The 20,817-nt window shown below is 67.4% G+C and carries 19 protein-coding genes; 13 read left to right on the forward strand and 6 right to left on the reverse strand.

The features are described from left to right. Nucleotides 1-75 precede the first annotated feature (75 nt). Nucleotides 76-387, reverse strand: a complete 312-nt coding sequence (locus tag H0I76_RS02025; RefSeq protein ID WP_200606315.1) for a DUF4389 domain-containing protein — start codon at nt 385-387, stop codon at nt 76-78. A gap of 247 nt (nt 388-634) precedes the next feature. Here H0I76_RS02025 and mtnA point away from each other — a divergent pair, with 247 nt between their 5' ends. Then, nucleotides 635-1,726 carry an S-methyl-5-thioribose-1-phosphate isomerase gene (gene mtnA / locus H0I76_RS02030; RefSeq protein WP_200606317.1) on the forward strand — a complete coding sequence of 364 codons (1,092 nt, stop codon included), beginning with the start codon at nt 635-637 and terminating at the stop codon, nt 1,724-1,726. Nucleotides 1,727-1,866: 140 nt separating this feature from the next. Beyond that, nucleotides 1,867-2,820 carry a lipoyl synthase gene (gene lipA, locus H0I76_RS02035; protein ID WP_200606321.1) on the forward strand — a complete coding sequence of 318 codons (954 nt, stop codon included), beginning with the start codon at nt 1,867-1,869 and terminating at the stop codon, nt 2,818-2,820. A gap of 3 nt (nt 2,821-2,823) precedes the next feature. Here lipA and H0I76_RS02040 read toward each other — a convergent pair whose 3' ends face one another. Beyond that, complete coding sequence (locus H0I76_RS02040; protein ID WP_200606322.1) at nt 2,824-3,759, reverse strand: ABC transporter transmembrane domain-containing protein; 936 nt, start codon at nt 3,757-3,759, stop codon at nt 2,824-2,826. Nucleotides 3,760-3,907: 148 nt separating this feature from the next. Between H0I76_RS02040 and H0I76_RS02045 the strand changes: the two genes are divergently transcribed. Continuing rightward, nucleotides 3,908-4,363, forward strand: coding sequence for a type II toxin-antitoxin system RatA family toxin (locus H0I76_RS02045; protein WP_200606324.1), 456 nt, complete (start codon nt 3,908-3,910; stop codon nt 4,361-4,363). A gap of 14 nt (nt 4,364-4,377) precedes the next feature. Here the strand turns inward: H0I76_RS02045 and H0I76_RS02050 are convergent, their stop codons facing one another. From H0I76_RS02050 to H0I76_RS02065, 4 genes are read right to left on the reverse strand one after another with little or no spacing between them, the layout of a single operon-like run. Next, nucleotides 4,378-4,962, reverse strand: coding sequence for a pyridoxamine 5'-phosphate oxidase family protein (locus tag H0I76_RS02050; protein WP_200606325.1), 585 nt, complete (start codon nt 4,960-4,962; stop codon nt 4,378-4,380). Continuing rightward, the gene (locus H0I76_RS02055; protein ID WP_267913241.1) at nt 4,959-5,513 is read right to left on the reverse strand and encodes a CinA family protein; all 555 of its coding nucleotides are present in this window, start codon (nt 5,511-5,513) and stop codon (nt 4,959-4,961) included. Before H0I76_RS02055 ends, H0I76_RS02050 begins: the two co-directional genes overlap by 4 nt. Further along, complete coding sequence (locus H0I76_RS02060) at nt 5,500-5,994, reverse strand: phosphatidylglycerophosphatase A family protein (RefSeq protein WP_200606327.1); 495 nt, start codon at nt 5,992-5,994, stop codon at nt 5,500-5,502. Before H0I76_RS02060 ends, H0I76_RS02055 begins: the two co-directional genes overlap by 14 nt. Then, nucleotides 5,991-7,178 (reverse strand): bifunctional 2-C-methyl-D-erythritol 4-phosphate cytidylyltransferase/2-C-methyl-D-erythritol 2,4-cyclodiphosphate synthase, encoded by a 1,188-nt coding sequence (locus H0I76_RS02065; RefSeq protein WP_200606329.1) that lies wholly within the window; start codon nt 7,176-7,178, stop codon nt 5,991-5,993. Before H0I76_RS02065 ends, H0I76_RS02060 begins: the two co-directional genes overlap by 4 nt. Before the next feature lie 112 nt (nt 7,179-7,290). Between H0I76_RS02065 and dusB the strand changes: the two genes are divergently transcribed. The 10 genes from dusB (at nt 7,291) to H0I76_RS02115 (ending at nt 20,775) form a co-directional block, all read left to right on the forward strand. Continuing rightward, entirely contained in the window at nt 7,291-8,280 is a 990-nt protein-coding gene (dusB, locus tag H0I76_RS02070; RefSeq protein WP_200607793.1) for a tRNA dihydrouridine synthase DusB, read from the forward strand. Next, a complete protein-coding gene (locus H0I76_RS02075; RefSeq protein ID WP_200606339.1) occupies nt 8,277-9,410 on the forward strand; it encodes a two-component system sensor histidine kinase NtrB in 1,134 nt (377 codons plus the stop codon). Before dusB ends, H0I76_RS02075 begins: the two co-directional genes overlap by 4 nt. Continuing rightward, nucleotides 9,407-10,876, forward strand: a complete 1,470-nt coding sequence (gene ntrC / locus H0I76_RS02080; protein ID WP_200606341.1) for a nitrogen regulation protein NR(I) — start codon at nt 9,407-9,409, stop codon at nt 10,874-10,876. The genes H0I76_RS02075 and ntrC overlap by 4 nt, the downstream gene beginning before the upstream one ends. Before the next feature lie 64 nt (nt 10,877-10,940). Then, entirely contained in the window at nt 10,941-13,208 is a 2,268-nt protein-coding gene (locus H0I76_RS02085; protein WP_407704242.1) for a sensor histidine kinase NtrY-like, read from the forward strand. Between the two features lie 21 nt (nt 13,209-13,229). Further along, nucleotides 13,230-14,660, forward strand: coding sequence for a nitrogen assimilation response regulator NtrX (gene ntrX / locus H0I76_RS02090; protein ID WP_200606343.1), 1,431 nt, complete (start codon nt 13,230-13,232; stop codon nt 14,658-14,660). A 299-nt stretch (nt 14,661-14,959) separates the two neighbouring features. Further along, the gene (gene trkA / locus H0I76_RS02095) at nt 14,960-16,333 is read left to right on the forward strand and encodes a Trk system potassium transporter TrkA (protein WP_200606345.1); all 1,374 of its coding nucleotides are present in this window, start codon (nt 14,960-14,962) and stop codon (nt 16,331-16,333) included. Nucleotides 16,334-16,394: 61 nt separating this feature from the next. After that, complete coding sequence (locus H0I76_RS02100; RefSeq protein WP_200606347.1) at nt 16,395-17,945, forward strand: TrkH family potassium uptake protein; 1,551 nt, start codon at nt 16,395-16,397, stop codon at nt 17,943-17,945. A gap of 57 nt (nt 17,946-18,002) precedes the next feature. After that, the gene (gene hfq, locus H0I76_RS02105) at nt 18,003-18,245 is read left to right on the forward strand and encodes an RNA chaperone Hfq (RefSeq protein ID WP_200606355.1); all 243 of its coding nucleotides are present in this window, start codon (nt 18,003-18,005) and stop codon (nt 18,243-18,245) included. A gap of 22 nt (nt 18,246-18,267) precedes the next feature. Further along, entirely contained in the window at nt 18,268-19,569 is a 1,302-nt protein-coding gene (hflX, locus tag H0I76_RS02110) for a GTPase HflX (protein ID WP_200606358.1), read from the forward strand. Between the two features lie 219 nt (nt 19,570-19,788). Continuing rightward, nucleotides 19,789-20,775, forward strand: coding sequence for a hypothetical protein (locus tag H0I76_RS02115; protein WP_200606360.1), 987 nt, complete (start codon nt 19,789-19,791; stop codon nt 20,773-20,775). The last annotated feature ends 42 nt before the right edge of the window (nt 20,776-20,817 follow it).

A 20,817-nucleotide genomic window follows, 5' to 3' on the forward strand; every position in this document is an offset into this window, starting at 1 on the left:
CGTCGGGCGCAGGCCGGCGCGCGCCACATCAGGAGATCATGCCCTGCGCGCGACGGCCTGTTGCCCCTCTCTGCCTCAGTCGGCCCGCGGCCACGGCGCCCAGGGGAAGGGACGCTCCTCGCTGGCCGCCGACTGGAACTTTGCGGTCTGGTCGAGCCAGCGCCCCAGCGACTTGCCGAAATCAACGAGGAACGCGTTTGGGCTTCCGGCGATCAGCAGCGAAAGGAACTGGATCACCGCGGTTGCAGCCAGCAGCCCCTGCGCGAGGGAGAAGGCCGCAAGGAAGAAGAGCATGAAGGCGCCGCGAATCCAGACAGGCTTCCGATCGCGCCGCGGCTCGCTCGCGGGTGCGTCGTCATAGTCGTCGTCATAGGTTTTCCGGGTCATGGAGGCGGTCCATCTGCGGTTGCCGTACGTGTTAGCCTAACACGTGTGAACGCATTGCGTTGCCTTCAAGAACGATGAAATTGATGTAACGCAAGCACTGCGGTTGATGCGTCGGCCAAACCTGTGCATTGGTCGCCGGCTGCCCGTGCCAGCGCCGCGGCCGGCGATGCAACCGGGCCGCCGCGCCTTTGCGTCGGGGCGCATGTGACGGCATGATTGGCGAAAGCATCCACCCGAGGAGCGAAGCATGAAGGTGCAAGGCAAACATTACCGGCCGATCTGGCTCGATGCGGATGGCTGGCGCGTCAGGATCATCGACCAGACGCGGCTTCCGTTTGCCTTCGAGGTGACAACGCTCGAAACCTCGGAGGATGCCGCGCGCGCGATCCGCGACATGCTGGTGCGCGGGGCACCACTGATCGGCGTGACCGCCGCCTACGGCATGGCACTGGCGATGCGCGAGGATCCCGGCGACGCATGGCTGGCCGAGGCGCACGAGCGGCTGATGCGGACCCGGCCGACCGCGATCAACCTGCGCTGGGCGCTCGACGACATGCGCATGCGCCTGCGCAGCCTGCCGCCGGCCGAGCGCGTGGACGCCGCCTATGCCCGCGCCACCGAGATGGCGGACGAGGATGTCGAGATCAACCACCTCATCGGCCGCCACGGCCTTGCACTGATCGAGGAGGCCGCCCGCGCCAAGGAAGGCCCCGTCAACATCCTCACCCACTGCAATGCCGGCTGGCTCGCGACCTGCGACTGGGGAACGGCAACGTCTCCGATCTACCATGCCCATGACGCGGGAATTCCGGTCCATGTCTGGGTCGACGAGACGCGCCCCAGGAACCAGGGCGGTCACCTCACCGCGTGGGAGCTTCACAATCACGGCGTTCCCCACACCGTGGTCGTCGACAATGCGGGCGGTCACCTGATGCAGCACGGCGACGTCGACCTGTGCTTCGTCGGCACCGACCGGGTGACGGCGACGGGGGATGTCTGCAACAAGATCGGCACATATCTCAAGGCGTTGGCCGCGAAAGACAACGGCGTTCCGTTCTATGTCTGCCTGCCGTCACCCACGATCGACTGGACCGTGAATGACGGGATCGCCGAGATCCCGATCGAGGAGCGCGCCGCGACCGAGGTGACGCATGTGACCGGCCTGACCGACAATGGCCATCTGGTGCAGGCGCGCGTCGTCTCGCCCGGAAGCCGCGCCGCCAATCCCGCCTTCGACGTGACGCCCGGGCGGCTGGTCAGCGGGCTGGTGACCGAACGCGGCGTGACGACGGCCTCGGCGGCGGGTCTGCTCGAACTCTTTCCGGAACGCGCCGCCTGAGTCCTGCCGGCAGTTGGCGCAGCGCCGCGTCAACCAACCCGCATGACGTGGAAATTGGCGGCGCACCGTGGATTTGCCGCGAGACTTGCCGGCCACGCCTACCTATATTCGCTTCGAGCCCGAAGCCGGGAGCACGAACCTTGGACCGAGACCTGAAGAACCCTGCCGCCCGCCACCCCGAGAAGGCGCACCGTGCGGATAATGCGAGCCCGCGCAAGCCCGACTGGATCCGCGTCAAGGCGCCGACGAGCGAGGGTTACCGCGAGACCCATCGCATCATGCGCGAGCACAAGCTGGTGACGGTCTGCGAGGAGGCGGGCTGCCCGAATGTCGGTGAGTGCTGGGCGCAGGGCCACGCCACCATGATGATCATGGGCGAGATCTGCACGCGCGGCTGCACCTTCTGCAACGTCGCGACCGGCCGGCCCGATGCGCTCGACCCGTTCGAGCCCGCGCGCGTGGCCGACGCGGTCGCGAAGCTGGGGCTTGCACATGTCGTGATCACCTCGGTCGATCGCGACGACCTCGACGACGGGGGCGCCGCGCACATCGCCCAGACGATCCGCGCGGTTCGCCGCCGCACGCCCGAGACGACGATCGAGGTTCTCGTGCCCGACTTCCTGCGCTGCGGCCCGGAAGCGCTCGAGAGCGTCGTCGAGGCGAAGCCGGACGTGTTCAACCACAACCTCGAGACGGTGCCGGGGCTCTACCCCGAGGTGCGCCCGGGTGCGCGCTACTTCCACTCGCTGCGGCTGCTGCAGCGGGTGAAGGAAATCGATCCCATGATGTTCACCAAGTCCGGCATCATGGTGGGGCTTGGCGAGGACCGCCAGGCGGTGATGCAGGTGATGGACGACATGCGCGCGGCCGATGTCGACTTCCTGACCATCGGTCAATACCTGCAGCCTACCCAGAAGCATCACGCCGTCGCGCGCTTCGTGACCCCGGAGGAATTCTCCGGTTACGAAAAATCCGCCTACGCCAAGGGCTTCCTGATGGTTTCCGCGACGCCGCTGACGCGGTCGAGCTATCACGCGGGCGAGGACTTCGCGCGGCTGCGGGCGGCCAGGCAGCACAGGCACGCCAAGGTCTGAGCGTCAGTTCGGCGCCTGCATCCACTCGGCGATCATGCGGTGTTGGACGCCGGCCTGCTGGGCCTTGCGATAAAAGCCGATGAGCTCCCGCGCCGGTCCCGCCATGCGCTCGAACCCCGCTGTGAAGGCGACCAGCACGCCCAGGGTCGTCTCTCCCTGGATCACCATCAAGCCGCCCCAGAGCAGGATTCCGAGCGGCGCAAGCTGGTTCGCGAGGTTCAGCACCGCTTTCATCAAGCCCTTCCAGAGATGGATCGCCATGCGATTGCCGTAGAGCGCGTCGATCTCGCTCGGCTCCGATGCATCGAGGTCCGAGACGCGCCGGCCGAAGGCGCGCAGCATGCCAAGGCGTTCGGCCGTCAGCCGGTTGACCTTGCGCTGCATGAGGGGGGCCACCGCGATCTGCGGCACCAGCAGCGCCAGGCCGATGAGCGCGATGCGCGGCTCGACCCAGAAGGTGTAGGCGAGGACACCGGCAAGCGTGGCGATGTTGGCGGCGGCACTGCTCGGCCCCTCGCCGACGAAGCCGCCCAGTTGGTCGGTCTCGGAGGTCAGCACCGCAACACGCTCGCCCGCGCCGTCGCGCTCGGCGCGCTCGACCTGAAGGCGCATCAGGTGGCCTCGCGTGTAGCGAACCGCACTCTCCGCGAGCCAGCCCTGGGCCATCCTCAGCGCGAGCTTCAGGCATTGCTGGACGATCACGATGCCCAGGTAGACGGCGGCGAGCGTCACCAGCAGCCCGCCATCGCCCGCCGAGATCGCGTCGTCGACGATGCGGCGCTGAAGTTCGAGAGGCACGAGGCCCAACGACGAGACGGCGACCGCCAAGGCGGCCACGCCGGCCTGGTGCCATCCGGACATGCGCCGAACATAGCCGGCCAGCGACCGGGCGGGGGTGTCGTCGCCGGTCCGATCTGTGCGGCGGGGTGCAAGCAGCATCATGCAACTAAGCTTAGTCTTGGCGGCTCTCGGGCCAAGGCCGCTCTTGACCACTGTCACGCGATTTTGCCAAGACGCCGCGACCCTGCGTCCTTTTTCTTGCTACGGGCAGGGTTCGGTAACGATGATCGGCAAACGGGGGAGCAGCATGCCGACACACGCAGAGACGCGCGAACTGCCGTATTCCGCGGATCAGATGTTCGCGCTGATCGCGGATGTTTCGGCCTATCCCGAGTTCCTTCCCTGGTGCTCGGCGGCGCGTATCCGTGGGCGCAAGCCGCAGCCGGACGGGACCGAGGTGATCGACGCGGACCTGGTGATCTCGTTCAAGGTCTTCCGCGAGCGCTTTGGCAGCCGTGTCGTTCTCAGGCCCGAGGCCAACCGCATCGACGTCGCCTATCTCGACGGCCCGTTCCGCTATCTGAACAACCACTGGCAGTTCCGCGAGCTTGACGGTCAAAGCTGCGAGGTCGACTTCTTCGTCGACTTCGAGTTCCGCTCGCGCACGCTGCAGGCCATCATCGGCGTGGTGTTCAACGAGGCGATGCAGCGCATCGTGCGCGCGTTCGAGGCGCGTGCCGCCGCGCTCTACGGCCCATCCTGAAGGCAGCGCCGCATTCAGGGAGCGAGCCAGCGGCCCTGCCATTCCTTCCGCCAGTCAAACCGCGCGCGCCGGTGACCCGCCCCGCGCAGTTGCAGCCATTCGAAACGCGCGATGGTCACCTGCACGAGCGCGAAAGCGCCGCGGGCGTCCGCACCTGCATGCGGCGGATCGGCCTCGTCGGGCGCGGACAGCACGGCACCCGGCGCATGCGGGGCGCCGTACACGTCCCTTTGCCGCGTGGTCAGCTTCGACCATGCGGCCTCGACCGCCGACCCCTCGGTCTCGAGCGCGGCCTGACCCCACAGGCGCAGCTGCAGCTCGGCGCGCGTATCCCACAGATGCAGCGCCACACGCCCATCCGCGGCAATCTCGGCGGCCTTGGCCGAGCGCCGGTCGGTATGAAACGCCACCCGGCGGGCCGGCTCGTCGACCTCGCGCAGGATCACGGTCCGCAACTCGGGCCAGCCCTGGTGCCCCAGAGTTGCAACCTGCATGCGGTGGAAGGACGTGCGTCGGTCGGCGGCGCCGCGGGCAAGCCTGCACCACGCCTCGGCCGCGATCTCCGCCAGACCGTCCGGGGAAGGATGAGAGGTTGTCATGCCTGCGCCGCCTCCAGAAGCATCCTGAGCGCGTGTGTCACCGCCGCCGCGCGCACCGCGCCGCGGCCGATCGGCCCGAATTCGATGCGCTTGTGGTTCAGATCGCCTCGCCGCGTGGCGCAGGCGAAATGCACCAGCCCCTCGGGCTTCACGGCGCTTCCGCCCGGGCCTGCAATTCCAGTGATCGCGATGACCAGATGCGCGCGTGAGCGAGCCAGCGCGCCTCTCGCCATTGCCCGGGCGACGGGCTCCGAGACCGCGCCATGCTGCGCGATCAGGGCGGCCGGCACGCCCAGCATCTCGGTCTTCGCTTCGTTCGAATAGGTGACGAAGCCCCGGTCGACCGCCGCGGACGAGCCGGGGATATCCGTGAGGCACGCCGTGACCAGCCCGCCCGTGCAGCTTTCGGCAGTTGCAACCATCAGTCGCTTCTTGCGGCAGACGTCGAGCAGCTCGACCGCGAGCTCCGCAAGTTCTTCCGTACCGATCGCATCGACGACGGGATCTCCCGGCGCCATGGCGCCCGGCTCACGTCCGTCAGAACCAGCCATGTGCAACTCCCGCCGCGATCGTCGCGATAACGCCGGTCAGCGCTCCGGCAACAAGGTCGTCAAGCATGATGCCAAGCGCCCCGGGGGCGCGCTCGGCCCAGCTCACGGGGGGAGGTTTGAGAATGTCGAAAAACCGGAAGAGAAGGAAGCCCAGAACCCAGCCCGGCCACGGAAAGACATGCGGCTCGGCACCGCTGAGCGTCAGGCCAAACGACAGGGGCCAGAGCGCGATCAGCATTCCGGCGACCTCGTCGATGACGACCTCGGACGGGTCGGCATCCGCCTTGCCTTGCGTGTATCTCGCGGCTGCCCAATACCCCCCGGCGATGGCCGCGAGCGTCGCCGCTGCGACCAGCCAGAAGCCGCCTGCGGCGTGCAGAACCCAGGCAAGCGGGATCGTTGCCGCCGAGGCCACCGTCCCCGGGGCCGGCAGATGCCCCAGCCCAAGGCCGGTGGCGATCAGGCGGGGCAGGGCGCTCATGCCTCCCCCGCGGCACCGAGGATGACGGTCGCCGTGGCGATGGCGGCCATGCCTTCCTCGCGGCCTACGAAGCCCATTCGTTCCATCGTCGTGGCCTTGATCCCGACGCGATCGGCGCCGATGCGCAGCAGGCGCCCCACGGTCGCGCGCATCTCGGCGGCATGGGGCCCGATTTTCGGGCGCTCGGCCAGCAGTGTCACGTCGACATTGGTGATCCTGCCGCCGCGGGCGCGCACGCGCTCGGCCGCGTGCGACAGGAAGATGTGGCTTGGCGCGCCTTTCCATTTCGGGTCCGAGGGCGGGAAGTGGGTGCCGATATCGCCCTCGGCCAGGGCGCCGTAGATCGCGTCGGCAAGCGCGTGCAGGCCGACATCGGCATCAGAATGCCCGAGCAGACCACGCGTATGCGGGATCTGCACACCGCACAGGGTGACGTGGTCTCCGTCGCAGAAGCGGTGCACATCGAATCCGTGGCCAATGCGGATGTCCATCTCGGTCTCCCTTGCAGCGACCATGCGCCCGGCGCGGGCGAGATCGGCAGCCGTCGTGATCTTGAAGTTGTCGGGCTCGCCCGGCACGAGCCGTACGATGCCGCCCGCCCTGCGAAACACCTCGGCGTCGTCGAGCGCCGGTGGCGCGTCGGATGCGGCCGCGGCACGGTGCGCCGCCAGCAGGGGCGCGAACGGAAAGGCCTGCGGTGTCTGCGCCCGCCAGAGGCCCGCGCGCGGAACCGGAACGTCGGCACACTCGCCGTCTTGGCGCCAGAGGGCATCCACGACCGGCTCCGCCGCGATCGCGCCAGCACCCCCGGAAGTGGCCGCCACCAAGGCCGACCACAGCCCGGGCGACGCGAAGGGCCGCGCGGCGTCGTGGATCAGCACGACTTCGGGTGCCGCATCCTCGAGTGATTCGAGCGCAAGGCGCACCGTGTCCGCGCGCTCCGCGCCGCCATGCACGGGCAGCGAAAGGCGCGCGTCGTCGATGGCCGCGACGGCGCGCCGGTAATGCTCGGCGAAGTCCGGATGGATGGCCACGGTCACCGAGGAAAGCTCGGGACAGGCCAGCGCCGCACGAATGGTCCGCGCGAGCACGGCCTCACCCGCGATGGCCTGATACTGTTTCGGGACCGGACCGCCGAGCCTCAGCCCGCGTCCCGCGGCCACGATGATCGCGCCCGCACGCATGGATCAAACCCCCGGACTGCAGCGAAATGCGGCTTTGCGTTCTAGTGCGCCCTCTTGCACTGCACAAGAGCGCAGGGTAAGCCGGGGCTGCGATGCACAGGGATTGAGCACGATGGTCACGATTGGTGGCGAGTCGATCACACCGCCGGTGATACTTGCCCCAATGGCGGGCATTACCGATCGACCGTTCCGAGAACTTGTCGCGGAATTCGGCGCCGGTCTCGTGGTGTCCGAAATGGTGGCATCGCAGGAAATGGTGCAAGCCAAGGCCTCCGTTCGCGCAAAGGCCGAGCTCGCAGCCAACGCGCCGGGCAGCGCCGTGCAGATCGCCGGGCGCGAGGCACGCTGGATGGCCGAGGCGGCTCGTCTGCTCGAAGGCGAGGGCGCGCGGATCATCGACATCAACATGGGCTGTCCGGCCAAGAAGGTCACCAGCGGAATGTCGGGCTCGGCCCTGATGCGCGATCCTGACCACGCCCTGAGCCTGATCGAAGCGGTGGTCGGCGCCGTCGCGGTTCCCGTGACCCTCAAGATGCGGCTCGGTTGGGACCGGGCAAGCATGAATGCGCCCGAAATCGCGAGCCGTGCCGAGCGGGCAGGGGTGCGCGCAATCACCGTCCACGGGCGCACGCGGTGCGACTTCTACAAGGGTCACGCCGATTGGGCCGCAATTCGACCCGTCGTCGAGGCCGTGCGGATCCCCGTGATCGCGAATGGGGACATCGTCGATGCCAGGACGGCGCGTGCAGCACTGTCGGCGTCAGGCGCGGCCGGGGTGATGATCGGTCGCGGCGCACGCGGCGCGCCTTGGGTGCCGGCGCTGGTGGCGGCCGAACTCTACGGCACGCGGCGCCCCAGGATTCCCGAAGGCCGGGCGCTGGGCGAGCTGATCGCCCGGCACCACGAGGCTCAGCTTTCCTTCTACGGCCGAGACTTCGGCCTGCGGACCGCTCGAAAGCACCTCGCATGGTATCTCGAACGGCTCGATGGTGCAGACGAACTCCGGGCAAGACTGATGCGCGCAACGACACCCGAAGATGTGGCCCGCCTGCTGGCGAACGGGATTGGGTCCGCGAACGGGCAGGGGAGGCTTGCGGCATGACGACGACTCAGGCATCGCGCGACTTCGCGCTGATCTGGAACAGCTTGCCGAATCCCGCGATCTCGGTCGGGCGCGACGGGCTGATTGCCGCCGTCAACAGCTCGGCCGAGAGCTTCCTGGGCGCGTCCGAGCGGCACATGATCGGGCAATCCTTGCGGGCATTTGCCGGCGAGACGAGCCGGATCGCAGCCCTTGTCCAGCAGGTCGCCGACAAGGGCGTCAACATGGCCGAATACGATGTCGAGTTCACCTGGCCAGATGCGCCGCCAAGGCTTGTGGATCTGCACGCGGCGCCGCTGGGCGAGGACGCAGAAGCGGTGTTGCTCGTGTTCCATCCTCGCGCCATCGCGGAATCGATGGATCGCTCGCTCACCCATCGCGATGCGGCGCGCTCGGTCACCGGCATGGCGGCGATGCTCGCGCACGAGGTGAAGAACCCGCTCGCCGGAATCTCGGGCGCGGCGCAGCTTCTGGCCATGACCCTCGGCCCCGAGGAGCGCGAGCTGACCGACCTGATCCGCGGCGAGACCGAGCGCGTCGGAAAGTTGCTCGAGCGCGTCGAGCAGTTCGGCGCGATGGGCCCCGCGCGACACGTGCCGGTGAACATTCACGACGTGCTCGATCGCGCCTGCCGCGCTGCCAAGGCGGGTTTCGCAAGCCATGCCCGCTTCATCGAGGAATACGATCCCTCGCTCCCTCCGACGCTCGGCGACCCCGACCAGTTGATGCAGGTGATGCAGAACCTTCTGAAGAATGCCGCCGAAGCGACACCGAAGGTTGGCGGGCTCATCACGGTGCGGACCTCGTACCGGGCCGGGATGAAGGTGCGCGGCCCGACGGGTAAGTACGAGAGCCTGCCGCTTCAGGTGGTCATCGCCGACAATGGCTCGGGCGTGCCCGAGTCGATCCGCCGGCACATCTTCGAGCCTTTCGTGTCCTCGAAATCCACCGGCTCGGGGCTCGGCCTCGCACTCGTCTCGAAGATCGTGGCCGACCATGGCGGTGTCATCTCGTGCGAATCCGAACCAGGCTGGACGCGAATGCGCCTGCGCCTGCCGATCGCGAGCGCGCGCGATCTTGAACTGCTGGGTGAAGACCGCGACGGCGATCGCGAGGAGAGTGCAGCATGAGCGAGGGCCGCACAGTCCTGATCGCGGATGACGACCGCACGATCCGCACCGTCCTGAGCCAGGCGCTCGCCCGGATCGGCTGCCGGGTGCGGGCCACCGGCTCGGCCAACGCGTTGTGGCGGATGGTCGAGGACGGCGAAGGCGATCTCGTCGTCACCGATGTCCACATGCCCGACGGCGATGCGCTCGACCTGCTGCCGGCGATCCGGCGCAAGCGGCCCGAATTGCCCGTGGTGGTGATGAGCGCCCAGAACACCGTTCTGACGGCGATCCGTGCGGCCGAGGTCGGCGCTTACGAGTACCTGCCCAAGCCCTTCGATCTGAAAGAGCTGCTCGCTGTCGTCGAAAAGGGCCTCGACGACCGGCGCAAGAGGGAGCGCGCACCCGAAGCCGACCGCCAGCAGGCGGGCAAGGACGAGAATCTTCCCCTGATCGGACGCAGCCCGGCGATGCAGGAGGTCTACCGGGTCATGGCCCGGCTCATGCATACCGACCTGACGGTGATGATCTCGGGCGAGAGCGGCACGGGCAAGGAACTCGTGGCGCGCGCCCTGCACAACTTCGGCAAGCGCGCGCGCGGCCCCTTCGTCGCCATCAACATGGCTGCGATCCCGCGCGAGTTGATCGAGTCCGAGCTGTTCGGCCACGAGAAGGGCGCCTTCACCGGCGCGACCGAGCGCTTCGTCGGCAAATTCGAGCAGGCGCAGGGCGGAACGCTCTTCCTCGACGAGATCGGCGACATGCCCGCCGAGGCGCAGACGCGGCTTCTGCGCGTGCTGCAGGAGGGCGAGTACACCTCCGTGGGCGGCCGGGTCCCCCGGCGCGCGGATGTGCGGATCATCGCGGCCACGCACCAGAAGCTGAGGAACCTCATCAACGAGGGGCGTTTCCGCGAGGACCTGTTCTATCGGCTCAACGTCGTGCCGGTCCGCCTTCCCCCCTTGCGCGAGCGTCTCGACGATATTCCCGATCTCGCACGTCATTTCCTCAGGCGCGCCGAGGAAGAGGGGCTGCCGCGCAAGACGCTATCGAAAGAAGCGATCGAGCGGCTCAAGACGCACTCCTGGGCAGGAAACGTTCGCGAGCTCGAGAACATCATCCGGCGAATCGCGGCGCTTTGCCCCGACGACCTTGTCCCTGCCTCGGCAGTCGAGGCCGAGCTCACGGCCCGCGGCGAGGATGGCGGCGAGACCGGCATGAACGGTGCCGAGGGGCGCACTCTCTCGGCCTCGGTCGAGATGCATCTCAAGCGGTATTTCGACATGCATGGCGAGAGCTTACCGCCGGCAGGTCTCTACGACCGGGTGCTGCGCGAGATCGAGCTGCCGTTGATCGCGCTCACCCTCAGCGCCACGCGTGGCAACCAGCTCAAGGCCGCGGATCTTCTGGGCATCAACAGAAATACATTGCGCAAGAAGATCAGAGAGCTTGACATCCCGGTCACACGTGGCAAGAAGCTGATGTAGATTGGCAACAGTCGGCGGATTGCATTCGCGCCGACACGCCTTGGCAAAGGTCCGAGGGAGAGCAGTGTCTCGATTGGACGCTCTTGCGGGCGCCTTCTCCGGCGGCGAGCGCGGAAGGGCGCTGTCGCGCTGGATGGGACGGCAAGGTGCCGTCGCCCTGGCGGCGCTCGGACCAGTTCTCGCGATCCTCACCAGCCTAGCGCTTGGCAGGCAGGAGGGCGGCGCATCGTCCGCATTGCTGCGCGCGGTGCTGCTGGCCGACCTTTGCTACCTGCTCATCCTGGCAAGCCTGATCGGCGTTCGCATCGGCGCCCTGATCGCGGCGCGCCGGCGCGGCTCGGCCGGCTCCAAGCTGCACCTTCGCCTTACCGGGGTCTTCGCGGCCGTCGCGTTGATCCCGACCATCATCGTCGCGGTCTTCGCGACCATTTCGATCAACCTGGGCATCGAAGCGTGGTTCTCCGAGCGCGTCGGCAGCGTGGTGCGAAACTCGCTCGCGACCGCCGAGGCCTATGAGCGCGAGCACCGGATGAACATCCAGGGCGACGTGCTTGCCATGGCGAACGACCTGAACCGGGCGGCCGTCAACGGGCTGACCGGTGCGCAGCTTCAGGACCTGGTCGTCAGGCAGGCGCTGCTGCGCGAGCTGCCCGAGGCCTTCGTCTTCAACTCCGAGCGCGAGATCGTGGCGCGCGGCGAGTTCAGCTATCTCTTCAGCTTCGAGCCCCCGACGGACGAGCAGCTCGCGCGCGCACGCGCCGGCGAGGTGGTGGTCACAGAAGACGAGCGCAACAACGAGATCCGGGCGCTGGTCTACCTGACCAATTTCTTCGACGCGTTTCTCTATGTCAGCCGCGACGTCGAGGGCGACGTGCTGCGCCTGCTCGACCGAACCCGCGAGACGGTGCAGTTCTACGAGCAGCTCGAGCGCGAGCGCGGCACCATCCTGTTCGACTTCGCGCTGATCTATCTCGGCTTCGCGCTGCTCGTGATCGTCGCCGCGATCATGCTTGGCCTGTGGTTTGCCGAGCGACTGGCCAGGCCCGTCGGGCGGCTTGTCGGCGCTGCCGAGCGGATCGCGGGCGGTGATCTCGACGCGCGCGTGAAGGAGGAGCGCGGCAAGGACGAGATCGCGCTCCTCTCGCGCGTCTTCAACCGCATGGCGGGACAGGTGCAGGGCCAGCGCGACGCCCTGGTCGCCACGAACCGCGAGAGCGAGCGCCGCCGCCGCCTGATCGAGGCCGTGCTTTCGGGTGTCACGGCAGGCGTCGTCGGGATCGACGGCAACGGGCGGATCGACCTCGTGAACCTCGCGGCCTCCGAGCTCTTGGGCCTCGAAACCACGGATCTGCTTCACCGTCCCCTCGCCGAGGCGGCGCCCGATTTCGCGGAGCTGGTGGGGGCGGCAAGCGACGCGCCCTCGGGCATCGCGCGCGGCGAGGTCTCGATCAGCGTAGCCGGGCAGCCGCGCGAGTTCCTGTGCCGCGTCGCGCCAAAGCTGCCGGGCCGTCCCGACGAGGGCCATGTTCTCACCTTCGACGATGTCACGGCGCTGGCTGCGGCGCAGCGCATGGCCGCGTGGGGCGATGTCGCTCGCCGCATCGCGCACGAGATCAAGAACCCGCTCACGCCGATCCAGCTCTCGGCGGACCGGATGCGGCGCAAGTTCGTCGGCCGGCTGGGCGAGGACGGCGCACAGCTGGAAAGCCTGCTCGACGTCATCACCCGCCAGGCGGGGGATATCCGCCGCATGGTGGACGAGTTCTCACGCTTCGCGCGAATGCCCGAACCCGTGGCGCGCGAGGAAGACCTCTCCGCGCTGGTGCGCGAGGCCGTGCTGCTTCAGAGCGAGGGGCAGGCCGAGATCGACTACGCCCTTGACCTGCCCGAACACGCAGTAACCGTCATGGCCGACCGCGGCCTCCTCAATCAATGCCTCACGAACCTCTTGCAGAACGCGGCCGACGCGATCGAGGGTCGGCGCGAGCGCGATGGCGAGAATGCTCCCCCGGGACGCATCTCGGTCTGCCTGCGCGAGGGCGAGCGCAGCCTGCACGTGGTGATCGTCGACAACGGGATCGGCCTGCCTGCAGAAGGGCGTGACCGCTTGACTGATCCCTATGTCACGAACCGCAAGAAGGGGACCGGGCTGGGGCTTGCGATCGTCAAGAAGATCGTCGAGCAACATGGCGGAGAACTGGTGCTGGGCGATGCGCCGGCAGCCTCCGGCCTCGATGGGGCGCAGGTAGTCCTCAAGCTGCCGCGGCCTGCCGGGAACAAGACCTCTGGCGCAGAGAAATCCGTGGCGCAAGCGGGCGCCACGCAAGCCTAACGAGAAGACGAAGGAGGCAGCATGGCAGACATCCTGATCGTCGACGACGAGGCCGACATTCGCGAATTGATCGCGGATCTGTTGCAGGACGAGGGGCACCAGACGCGCATGGCCCATGACGCGGACAGCGCCTTCGCCGCGATCGAGCGCGCCGCGCCGGACCTGATCATCCTCGACATCTGGCTGCAGGGCAGCCGCATGGACGGGATCGAGATCCTGAAGGCCGTCAAGCGCGACAATCCGGGCGTCCCTGTCGTCATCATCTCGGGGCATGGCAACATCGAGGTCGCCGTCGCGGCCGTCCAGCAGGGCGCCTACGATTTCATCGAGAAGCCCTTCAACATGGACCAGTTGCTCGTCGTTGTCGGCCGTGCGCTCGAGGCGTCCCGGCTGCGCCGCGAGAACGCCCGGCTGCGCGAAACCGAAAGCCGGGGCTGGCAGATGATCGGCGGCTCGCCCGCCCTCGTCTCGCTCAAGCAGAAGCTCGACCGTGTCGCGCGCGGCGGCTCGCGCGTGCTGCTGACGGGTGGGCCGGGCTCCGGCAAGGAGATCGCCGCGCGCTACATCCACGAGCACTCGGATCGGGCCGACAGGCCGTTCGTTGTCGTGAATGCAGCCTCGATCGAAGCGCCCCGCATGGAGGAGGTTCTCTTCGGCCGCACGCCCGAGGGCGCGCCGCCGCAGCCGGGCCTGCTCGAGAAGGCGCATGGCGGCACGCTGTTCTTCGACGAGGTGGGCGAGATGCCCCTCGCGACGCAGTCAAAGATTCTGCGCATTCTGGTGGACCAGAGCTTCGCCCGGCTTGGCGACAGCACGACCGTCCGTGTCGATGTCCGCGTGATCTCGGCGACCAATCGTGACCTGCAGGCGCATATCCGCGAGGGGCGGTTCCGCGAGGACCTCTACCACCGACTCAACGTCGTGCCCATCGATGTGCCGGGGCTCGAGCGCAGGCGCGAGGACATCCCGGCGCTGGCCGAGCATTTCCTCGAGATGTTCGCTCGCGAGCACGGCCTCCCGCGGCGGCGTCTGTCAGACGGTGCGATCGCCGCGCTTCAGACGCGCACCTGGCCCGGCAACGTGCGCCAGCTGCGCAACATGATGGAGCAGCTGCTGATCCTTGGCGCCGACAGCACGACGATCGACCCCGACGAGCTTCCGGGCGCGGGCCCGACGCAAGCGACGGAAGGTGGGCTTCAGGGTCTGATGAGCGCGGTGGCGTCGCTCGCGCTGCGCGAGGCGCGTGAGCTCTTCGAACGCGAGTATCTGATCGCCCAGATCAACCGGTTCGGCGGCAACATCTCGAAGACCGCGAGCTTCGTCGGAATGGAACGCTCGGCCCTGCATCGCAAGCTGAAGATGCTCGGCGTGTCGACCATCTCGCGCGGCGGTGTCCGTGTCGCCAGCGCCGAGGAGGGCGACGACGCCGAGAACGAGGCGGCCGAGCTCTGATCGACTGGTCGAGCGTCGGCGCGGTCGGCCAAAGCGGGCAGGGCGCTTCACACCCGGAAGCGCGGCAGTCGCCGGCCCTTGCCTTGGTGCGATTCTTGCGTGAGTTCAAACGAGTGAGGCATGGTGCGAGCGCTCGCGCCGCTGCGCCGAAAGGGCCGTTGACGCGCGCGGCGCGGCGGCCCTAGGCTCGCCCACGTTGTGCCTCGGACCGGTGCCGCGCGGACGGGTTGCCCTCGCTGCGCCACCCGGTATGTTCCTGGGCCGGCAGCGGGGCAGTGCCCGCGAGGGAAGTGGACCGCATGAAGGTCATCGTTTGCGGCGCCGGTCAGGTGGGTTTCCAGATCGCGCGACACCTTTCGGACGAAGGCAACGCCGTCACCGTCATCGACAACAATCCCGAACTCGTGCGGCGGATCACCGATCTGCTGGACGTCTCGGGCGTGATCGGTTTCGCCTCGCACCCGGACATCCTCTCTCGCGCCGGCGCACACGACTGCGACATGATCATCGCCGCGACCTCGATGGACGAGGTCAACATGGTGTCCTGCCAGGTCGCGCACTCGGTCTTCGAGGTGCCGACCAAGATCGCGCGCGTGCGCACAGAAAGCTACCTCGAGGCGGAGTGGTCGGACCTTTTCCGGCGCGACCACATGCCGATCGACGTGATCATCTCGCCCGAGACCGAGGTCGCCCGCGTGACGCTGCGCCGTCTCGGCGCGACGGCGGCCCTCGACATCGAGCCCTTCCTCGACGGCGCCGTCCATTTCGTCGGTGTCAAGCTCGAGGCCGACTGCCCGGTCCTCAACACGCCGTTGCGGCAGCTCAGCGAGTTGTTCTCTACACTGCGCGCGATCGTCGTGGCGGTGCGGCGCGAAGGCCGACTGTTCGTCGCCAGCCCCTCGGACCAGCTCTACGCGGATGACGAGATCTATTTCATCGCGGCGCGCGAGGACGTGCAGCGCACCTTCGGCATCTTCGGCCGACAGAACCTCCAGGCCAACCGGGTGGTCATCGTCGGCGCCGGCAATGTCGGGCTGCGGGTCGCCCGCGAACTGGAACAGAGACCGCATTTCCGCGCCACGCTGATCGAGCGCGACCGCCACCGCGCCGAATTCGCCGCCGACCGGCTCGAACGGACCATCGTGCTCCACGGCGACGCACTCGATTCCGCCATCCTTGCCGAGGCGGGGATCGCCGATGCCGACGCCATCGTCGCGCTGACGGATGACGACCGCACCAATCTGCTGGGCTGTGCGCTGGCGGGGCAGGCGGGTTGCCCGATCTCGATCGCGCTTTCCAAGGACCCGACCTTCGAGCGGATCGCCGCCCCGCTGGGGGTCAACGCGCTGATCAACCCGCGTGCCACCACGGTCTCGTCCATCCTGCGCCATGTGCGCCGAGGCAAGATCCGTGCGGTCTATTCGGTCGGCGGCGGCGAGGGCGAGGTGATCGAAGCGCAGGTCATGTCAACCTCACCTCTCGCCGACAAGAGGTTGAGAGACATCAACTTTCCGGCCGGGTCGATCGTCGGGGCGATCCAGAGCGGCGGCGAGGTGAAGATGCCGCACGGCGACCTCGGGATCCGCGTGGGCGACGTGCTCGTCATCTTCGCGCAACGCAGCGCGGTGCATCAGGTCGAGCAGATGTTCCGCGTCAGCGTCGACTACTTCTAAAGCGATGCGCCGCCCCCTTCCGCCCCTTTTCTCGCTTGCGGTGAGCGTGCTGGCGGTTGGGATGCTCGTGTCCTGCGGGGCGGCTGCCCTGATGGGGGAATGGCGACCGGCGCGCGGCTTCCTCTACAGCGCCATCGCCACGGGCTTCGTCGCCGCGATCCTCGGCGTGGGACTTTCGGGCCCGCGCCGCCTGCCGCCCGGGCCGGGCGAGCTCGCTTTGCTCGTGTCCTGCTGGCTGATCCTCCCGATCTTTGCAGCGGTTCCTCTCCACCTGATCACGCCAAGCATCGGCTTTGGCGGCGCGTGGTTCGAGATGGTCGCAGCGTTGACCACCACCGGCGGCACGGTCTACGCGACGCCCGACACGCTTCCGCTGTCGGTGCATTTCTGGCGCGGCCTCGTGGGCTGGCTCGGCGGCCTGCTCACGCTCACGGCCGCTTACGCGATCCTCGCACCGCGCCGGCTCGGCGGTTTCGAGGTGCTGATGCACTCGGGCCACGAAGATCCCAGCGCACAGGATCCCGCGCACGGGCAAACGGGCAGGATTGACATCGGGGCAGGGATCGCGCCCGTGGAAAGCCGCGTCGAGCGGGCGCTGCGCGCGATCCTTCCCGTCTATGCCGGGCTCACGACCGCGCTGGCGCTGATCCTCCACATGTTGGGGCAGGAAGGGGTCGTGGCCGGGATCCACGCGATGTCGATCCTCTCGACCAGCGGCATTTCGCCCTATGCGGGGGGCTTTGCCGCGCAGCCCAGCCTCCCGGCCGAGGTGGCTGCCGCGGCGTTCATGGTGCTCGCCGCGACGCGGCTGATCTATTCCCGCGCGAGCCAGATCGGCTCGCGCACCTCGGCGTTCCATGACACCGAACTGCGGTTGATGGCCGCGCTCGTCATGATGGTCACGCTCGCGCTTTTCCTGCGGCACTGGCTCGGGGTGCTCGGTATCGAAGCCGTCGCACGGGCCGGCCTCGCGGATGCCGTCGCGGCGTTCTGGGGGATCTTCTTCACGACGCTCAGCTTCCTCACAACCACCGGATTCGAAAGCGATTTCTGGGACAGGGCGCGCAATTGGTCGGGGCTCTCAAACCCCGGCCTGATCCTGCTCGGCCTGTGCTCGATCGGTGGCGGCGTGGCGACGACCGCCGGCGGCATCAAGCTGGTTCGCGCGGTCGAGCTCCTGCGTCACGGGCGCCACGAACTCGACCGGCTCGCCAAGCCGAACATCGTGCTCGGCCGCGGCACCGGCCTTCGAGGCCAGACGACCCGCGGCGCCTTCATCGCCTGGGCCTTCGTCATGCTCTATGTCGTTGCCGTCTTCTCGGTGACGCTGGGCATGGGGCTTGCGGGGCAAAGCTTCGAGCGCGCGCTGATTTCGGCACTTGCCGCGATCTCCAATACCGGCCCTGCCTACCAGACGGTGCTCGGGCCCGAGGCAAGCTTCGGCTTGCTAGACCCCGTGTCGCGCGCGATCCTGGGGGTTGGCATGATCCTCGGGCGCATCGAGGCCCTTGCCATAATTGCACTCTTCAGCCCCGAGTTATGGCGCCGCTTGCAGAACCGTAAAAAAACCTCTGGAAAAGCGCGTCCCGGACCATCACATTCGGGCTGGTGAGTCACCGGAACGGCCACGACGCGCCAATACCAAATCCCAAAAAAGGGCAGAAACAAGATGGCCAGCGAGACCAAGCAGAACCTGCAGGACACCTTTCTGAACCATGTTCGGAAGCAGAAGGTGGCGGTCACCGTTTTCCTCGTGAACGGCGTCAAGCTGCAGGGTGTCATTACCTGGTTCGACAACTTTTGTGTGCTTCTCCGCCGCGACGGCCAGTCGCAACTCGTCTACAAGCACGCGATCTCGACCGTGATGCCGGCACAGCCATTCAGCCTCTTCGACGGAGACGGCAGTCAATGAGCCTGTCCGGGGCAGGGGAGGCGTGACGCGCGTCTTTGTCCTTCACGTGGACCTGAGGGCCCCCGACTCGCCCGAGCCTGGGGCCGCGCTCGAGGAGGCGCTGAGCCTTACCCGTGCCATCGGCCTTGATCCGGTCGGCGGCGTGGTCGTGCCGTTGCCTAAGCCCCATGCGGGAATGCTCTTCGGCGCCGGCAAGGTCGCCGAGCTCAAGGCGCGTTTCGCCGAGGAGGATGTCGAGCTCGTCATCGTCAACGGTCCGCTCAGCCCGGTCCAGCAGCGCAATCTCGAGCGCGAATGGAAGGTCAAGATTCTCGACCGGACCGGCCTGATCCTCGAGATCTTCGGCGAGCGCGCGCAGACGCGCGAAGGCGTCCTCCAGGTCGAACTCGCGCATCTGAACTACCAAAAGACCCGTCTCGTGCGCAGCTGGACCCATCTCGAGCGCCAGCGCGGCGGCCTTGGGTTCGTCGGCGGTCCCGGCGAGACGCAGATCGAGGCGGACCGGCGCATGATCGACGAGCGGATCACGCGCATCCGCCGGCAGCTCGCCAAGGTCGTGAAGACACGCACGCTCCATCGCGCGGCGCGCAAGCGGGTACCTTATCCGATCGTCGCGCTGGTGGGTTACACCAACGCGGGCAAGTCGACGCTGTTCAATCGCCTGACCGATGCCACGGTGCTGGCCGAGGACATGCTCTTTGCGACGCTCGATCCGACCATGCGGCAGCTGGCGTTGCCGTCGGGCCGGACGGCGATCATTTCCGATACCGTGGGCTTCATCTCGGATCTGCCGACGCAGCTGGTGGCCGCGTTCCGCGCGACGCTCGAGGAGGTTCTCGAAGCGGACCTCATCGTTCATGTCCGCGACATCTCGCATCCCGAGACCGAGGCACAGGCGGCCGAGGTGATGGCCGTGCTCGAGGATCTCGGCGTCCCGTCCGAGAAGCGCGAGGGCATGGTCGTGGCGCTCAACAAGATCGATCGTCTCGACGCCGAGGCGGCGGCAGCGGTCGAGGCGCAGGCCGGGCGCGACCTCGACGCGATCGCTCTTTCGGCGGTGACCGGCCAGGGTTGCGGCGCGCTGCTGCGTGAAATCGAGGCGCGGATCTTCCCGCGGCGGCTCGCGCTTTCCTTGCACCTGGGGCATGGCGACGGCCAGGCGGTCGCCTGGTTGTATCGCCACGCAGACGTGCGCGAGCGCGAGGATGACGAGCATGGCACGCGGCTCGACATTGAAATGACCGAGAAGGAGTTCTTCCAGTTCCGCAAGGAGTTCGGCGAGAAAGCTGAAGTCTTGCGGCGCGAAGCGCTTGCGGCTCAGTGATCTCCGGCAAGCACATCATGCTTTATTTAACATAATATCTCTTCTGCGCATTTCCGATATAAGCCCCGGAATGTTGGATTACGGGACCACTATCGACGAAGATCCGTGTGAATGTGCCGCATTGGAACAGCAATATGCTTTCACGCCCCCCTGATCTCAGATAGAATCGCAGAGTAACGAGACCTAAAACTTTTTTCTTGGAGTACGGCAGTTACCGCCATGCGTGACCTCAATGTCTTCGAGGCAGTCGTCGAAACGAGCGTGGAACGTATCCCGCTCGTCGACGTGCGTTGTTTTGATGTTGTCGATGATCGTGAGTGCGAGATTTCTCACGTCGTCTACCGCAACGTCTTTACCGAGTTTGATCAAAAGCTTTCGCGCCATCTTGCCGCCGTGACGGGTGTCGGCTTTCCGACCGTCACCGCGTCGATCCGGATCCGCGAACGCCGACCCAATGCGAAATGGCAGGCAGGCCGCGGTCTGCACTTCCCTTCCGTGCCGCATGCTTTGCGGGGGATCGCGGCGCGCGCGCTCAAGGGCCGCGAGATGGCCGAGATGTTCATCCACGCTCCCGACTCGGACATGATGGTCGAGGAGGCCCCGGCGCATCGCCAGGAAATCCGCAAGGGCGATATCGGCGCGCTCAGCACCGCGCTCGAATTCTGTGCCCTGTTCGGCGAGCCGGATTTCGTCGACCTTTCCGGCGACTATGACATCCTGATGGCCCAGCCCGCGGGGCTCGACCTCAAGCCGATCACCGTCGATCTCTATCGCGGCAGCGTCTCGGTCTACGGCGTCCATGGTGACGGCAAGGACGTGTTCGAAGGGCCGATCTTCGACTACAAGCGCCTGATGCTCGAGAACGCGACGGTGCGCGGCTACCTCGCCTCGGCGCGGCATACGCTGGCCGCCGCGAAGGAAGACGCCGTGCACAGCTTCCGCTCGGCGGCCGAGACGCGGATCCTGAACTTCGACCGCGCCCTGGCAGGACGCCCACTCGAGAACTATCGCCTCGAGGCGGTGATCTCGCTGGTCGCGCGGCTCAAGGCGGGACTCGGCGACAGTCTTTGCGGCCTGTCCGAGGACGCGCAGATTACCGCCCTCGACTGGTCGGATTCGATCGAGCGGGCCGCGGGCAGCGTGGCCGCCTCGGGCACGTTTTCGACGCTCGACTACCTCCTGCGCGGACCGCATCGCGCCGCCTGATCTGTCGCATTCCCTGCCCGCCCGGGCCAATCCGCCCGGGTG

This window comes from Thermohalobaculum xanthum, from assembly GCF_016623495.1.
In the GTDB taxonomy this organism is placed as follows: Bacteria; Pseudomonadota; Alphaproteobacteria; order Rhodobacterales; family Rhodobacteraceae; genus Thermohalobaculum; species Thermohalobaculum xanthum.